This is a genomic window from Candidatus Planktophila sp., from assembly GCF_046070465.1.
GTDB lineage: Bacteria > Actinomycetota > Actinomycetes > Nanopelagicales > Nanopelagicaceae > Planktophila.
The window spans coordinates 1-4,232 of sequence record NZ_JBJTMK010000031.1; the positions used below are offsets into that span (position 1 = coordinate 1).

General features: G+C 49.6%; 6 protein-coding genes. All 6 read right to left on the reverse strand.

From position 1 onward, the window contains the following. Positions 1–370 (reverse strand): GH25 family lysozyme (locus ACKOVI_RS01585; protein WP_509602159.1); only part of this gene is annotated, 370 nt, incomplete at its 3' end. A 6-nt stretch (positions 371–376) separates the two neighbouring features. Beyond that, on the reverse strand, positions 377–646 hold the full coding sequence (locus ACKOVI_RS01590; RefSeq protein WP_509602161.1) for a hypothetical protein: 270 nt from the start codon (positions 644–646) through the stop codon (positions 377–379). Between the two features lie 29 nt (positions 647–675). Next, complete coding sequence (locus ACKOVI_RS01595; RefSeq protein WP_509602163.1) at positions 676–1,341, reverse strand: LuxR C-terminal-related transcriptional regulator; 666 nt, start codon at positions 1,339–1,341, stop codon at positions 676–678. 90 nt (positions 1,342–1,431) lie between these two features. After that, positions 1,432–2,271 carry an ADP-dependent NAD(P)H-hydrate dehydratase gene (locus tag ACKOVI_RS01600; RefSeq protein ID WP_509602165.1) on the reverse strand — a complete coding sequence of 280 codons (840 nt, stop codon included), beginning with the start codon at positions 2,269–2,271 and terminating at the stop codon, positions 1,432–1,434. Beyond that, positions 2,272–3,318 carry a hypothetical protein gene (locus tag ACKOVI_RS01605; protein WP_509602167.1) on the reverse strand — a complete coding sequence of 349 codons (1,047 nt, stop codon included), beginning with the start codon at positions 3,316–3,318 and terminating at the stop codon, positions 2,272–2,274. Between the two features lie 15 nt (positions 3,319–3,333). Next, positions 3,334–4,077 carry a cytochrome b5 domain-containing protein gene (locus ACKOVI_RS01610; RefSeq protein ID WP_509602169.1) on the reverse strand — a complete coding sequence of 248 codons (744 nt, stop codon included), beginning with the start codon at positions 4,075–4,077 and terminating at the stop codon, positions 3,334–3,336. Positions 4,078–4,232: the final 155 nt, after the last annotated feature.

A 4,232-nucleotide genomic window follows, 5' to 3' on the forward strand; every position in this document is an offset into this window, starting at 1 on the left:
CATCTTGTACAACTGCAGAACTTGTGGAGACATCGGGCAGAACTGCGTAGTGATAGAAGCCGGTATAGATACCTGCATCCTGCGCGCCTTTGCGGTCTGCTGCTAGATATTTCACTGCCAATCGATCTGAATCTTGCCGAGAATCCGATGCCTTAATCATGACAAAGCGTAGGCCTGCTGCATGCATCTTGGCGAAGTTGATCGGCTTGTCATTGGGATGTTGCCAACGCGAGATATCTGCACCGTGAATGCGATTGCCAGGTCCGGCCATTGCAAGAATGGATTCAACGGGTGCCGCCTGTGAAGGTGCCGCAGTAATAGGGAAAGAGAGCATTACCGCTGCAGAGAGGGATGCGATTGCCTTCTTCATGGTTTTTTACTTTTCGATGATGACGACAGAGATACCAAAGACATCACGAATCACGCTTTGAAGTTGAGGTGCCATGCGCAGGCGAGCTTCACGAAAATCATGGCCCGTTGCAAGCTTTGCCGGATCTGAAAAATCGAGAGTCAGACGACCGTTATCAAAGGATTCGAGGCGGCCGTCAAAGAAAGCCATCCATGCAACACGGTTAGCGCGCTCTAGGAGATCGAGAACCTCATTCCACCGTGCACGTAAATCAGCGACGGTAAGTTCAGCGGACATGCCCTGAACTTTACAGTACGGCTATTGAGTTAGATCGCGTGCTCTCGAGGAGAGCCAAGCCACTTGAAGTACTCGGAGGCAAGAATTACCCGCATATTGCGCCCCTTCTCGTGCACAACATGAAGGTGCTGCGCGATACGAGTGATAGTTTGTTCGACGGATTTCTCACTGACAAAACGTGCCTTGCCGATATCGGAGTTACTAAGACCCAGCGCCAAGAGGCGAAGAGTTTCGATCTGGATATCGGTGAGGGAGCTCAGCGATGCATCCCACTCATTGGCTACCCAAGCAGTGCGAGATTCTGGCCGATTTGCGATATCAACTGCGTTGCGAATTTCATGGAGATCGCTCAGCGCTGATTTCTCAATGAGTTGAGTTCCATGTGGCAAATCTTCCTGGCGAATTCCGTAGAGACGTAAATCAGGAGAATCCGTCAATAGGACTATGCCGAGTGACGGATTGAGTTTGCGGAAGGTGAAGAGGAGGTCGATACATGATTGATCGCAGCCCTGATAGTTAAAGAGGACGGAGTGAGGATGTACCGCGCGAAAGAGGGCAAGCGCGCTCTGGGTATCTGATGCCTGTCCAACAACATCGAGACCTTGCATCCGCAATGAATCAGCTAAAGTGGCAAGTTCAAAGCGATTGCAATCGAGAATGAGGATTCGTGGCTTTTCAATCGTAAATGTGTCCATGTCGATGAAGGTATCGACAAAAGTGAGCTGGCAGTAGTGATGTGATGCTCTTGTGAAGATAACGTGAACTTACCTCAGGGAACGCCCACTCTATTTGAGGATTGTGGCTACCGCTTGTGGAATTGCCTCGACGATACCCGATGCACTTACCGGGCCGCCGCCCGAGATAATTTCAGCTGCCTTGTTATGAATGAGCGCGCCAGTTGCCGCTACCTCTGCAAGTCTGCGGGTGTCATTGAGAATTTCAATGTAATTAGTTGCAACGAGTGCGCCAATAATTCCTGCCAGCACATCACCAGAGCCAGCGGTTGCAAGCCAGGTCGTAGCAGGTGGAAGTTCGATGATGAAGTCATCTTGCGCAATGACAGTCTTGAATCCTTTGAGTAAAACTGTGACCGCTAACAGTTCTGATGCTTTCTGCGCCCATTCGCGAGGATTAGCTTCAATAAGCTCGGTGCTGACAATCAGACCACGTTGGGCAAGAAGTTTTGAAAGTTCGCCTGAATGTGGAGTAATCAGCGTTGGTTGCTCAAGTGATCCTGCAAGGTGAAGTGCCCCTGCGTCGAGAACAGTAGGAACTGACTGGCGATTGAGGAGCGCAAACCAAAGATGGCGAAGCCATGTAGTGATATCACTATATTTCTTGGAATCGATTCCAGATCCAGCAAGCCATGCAGTCACTGGTCCAGGTTGAACAATAGCTTCAGGTGTGCGGTGGAGAACAAGATGAGCAAGCCCTGAATTGCTATGAAAGCGAAGCGCGCCTAGACCAGTTGCAATTGCAGCACTTGTTGTTAAAACCGCGGCACCTGGATATTTGGCAGAACCGGTAATTGCGCCAAGAGTTCCGCGAGAGTATTTGTGATCAAGCGCGCTTGGAACGATGATGCATTTGGCTGCATCTTTTGCTTTCCAGATTTTAATGGTCATCTATCCCACCTGATTTACAGTCAATATTGTGCCTGGAATCTCCGGGCGAGCTGGAGAGCTCTGTGCTGGCACGCTCAGAATTTTAGTTCTTAGCGTTGTACCGGCAGAAGAGATCATGAGTTGGAAGTAGTCGCCAGAGGTTGCGTCGACGAAGAAGTTCCATGCGGCAACGTTACGTGAGTTGGCACCTGAGAAAATCATGTCGGTGTTAGTCCAAGGGACATTAGTACATGCTCCAGCATTGCTCCCCTTACACAGCCAGATAGAGATGGTGTCATCTCCCGCATCTTCTTTGATGACCTGGGATGAGAACGCAATACTAAATTTTCCAGATGTTGAAAAAGTGATTTTGCTTCCTGATGTAACCGTGATGTCCTTAGCAAATTGTGTTATTCCTAGTGGAATTGGTGTGGCCACATTTTGTACAAGTATCACTGTTGTGGTGTCATAGAAAGATCCGTAGGCACCAAATCCACCAGGTGCGCCTGCTGCACCGGTTGCACCGGTTGGTCCCTGGCTACCGACCGGACCCTGCGGGCCGGTAATCGATGATCCGACTCCCCAACCTGCCCGTTCTGACTTCGGTCCATAAATCATTTTTGTGGTGATATCGAGATAGAAGTCTCCGACAAAACCAGTTTGTGAGTCAGGTGCTGCCATTCCACTGATCAGCGCAGCACCAGTTTTACCAACGGCGCCTAATTCGCCAATCATCGAACTACCTGCACCCCAAACTCCGGCGATTCGAGGCCCATAGATTTTCTTGGCAGCAGAGTCGATATAGAAATCTCCGTCATGGCCAGTTTGAAAATCTACTGGAGCGCCCGAACCTGTGTGCACGACAGATTCAGGTGCCAAAGCTGGAATCACCAACTTCACTAACTTCTCACTCTTGCTGCACTTGGTGACTTTCTCTGAGACAAGTCGAGCGTCACCTGTTGCAATGTTGACGCAATTTCTCACTGAGGTTCGAGAAATCTCGCCGGCATGAAGTGGGGTGATTCCAACAAGGTTGAGCAGGAGGGCAATCGAAAGAACTTTTCTCATGCCCAAATCATAGAGCTAGGCGAACTTACCAATCTTGAAGGCCGCGAGCTCGCTGGCAGGTCGACTTTGGCCGCCATGCTGACCATTAAATCCTGCTGAACCATCACGTCCGCAGAGACCCTTAATAACAGAAGCTCCACCTGGATGACGATTGATCCACTTGGTGAGGTCGTAAACATTTCCATTGATTGCCGACCAGCAGCTGGCAGCGGTTGCATGTTTCTTCAAGTCGGCTGCGTTGTAAGTGCCAGCCACCTTGCTAGTCGCAGTCGCCTTGGGAGTAGCTGATGCCTTTGCTGCGGCAGAAGTTGCTTCCGGTAACTTGCCTTTCCAGACAGCTTCGGCACCGGTATGCCCTGTGAGGAAAGTAAGTACCAATACTGCAATGGCAGCAAGAACTGTTGTGTGACCTAGTGGTGTCACCGCGCGAGCTTTACGACCTTTACTAGAGCGGTACCAAATCAAGGTAAGCACCATAAAGACAAAGGCTGTGTAGGTTAAGAGCGATGCATAATCCGCATGTTTCACTGGTGTACCAATCTTCTCTGAGAGAGCTTCGCCGGATTGTTTAGCAACTAGTACTGCTGCTGATCCGAGTACGACTGCAACTGTGGTGATGAAGGAATATTGGCTCTTGAGCTTTGGCATGTAAATCATGGCAATCAACGCAGTTGCAGCCAATGGCAAGATAACAACAGCAAAATGAACGATAAGAGGATGAACGGGTAGGCCGGCGATTGAGTACAAGAGTGATTCCATGGATGAATTAAGTCATATCTCGGTTAAAACTCAGTGAATGAAACCTGAGAGATTGCCGATAGCATTGCTGTATGCGCAGATTTGCGGTGGTTTCCCTATTTATTACTCTCATTTCCTTGCCGAGCTCACATGCGGAATCAATCCTGAATTCAGAT

Excerpts from the sequence above, each read along its gene's own strand:
- ACKOVI_RS01590 (WP_509602161.1), bottom strand. The coding sequence starts at position 646 with ATGTCCGCTGAACTTACCGTCGCTGATTTACGTGCACGGTGGAATGAG.
- ACKOVI_RS01595 (WP_509602163.1), bottom strand. The coding sequence starts at position 1,341 with ATGGACACATTTACGATTGAAAAGCCACGAATCCTCATTCTCGATTGC.
- ACKOVI_RS01600 (WP_509602165.1), bottom strand. The coding sequence starts at position 2,271 with ATGACCATTAAAATCTGGAAAGCAAAAGATGCAGCCAAATGCATCATC.
- ACKOVI_RS01605 (WP_509602167.1), bottom strand. The coding sequence starts at position 3,318 with ATGAGAAAAGTTCTTTCGATTGCCCTCCTGCTCAACCTTGTTGGAATC.
- ACKOVI_RS01610 (WP_509602169.1), bottom strand. The coding sequence starts at position 4,077 with ATGGAATCACTCTTGTACTCAATCGCCGGCCTACCCGTTCATCCTCTT.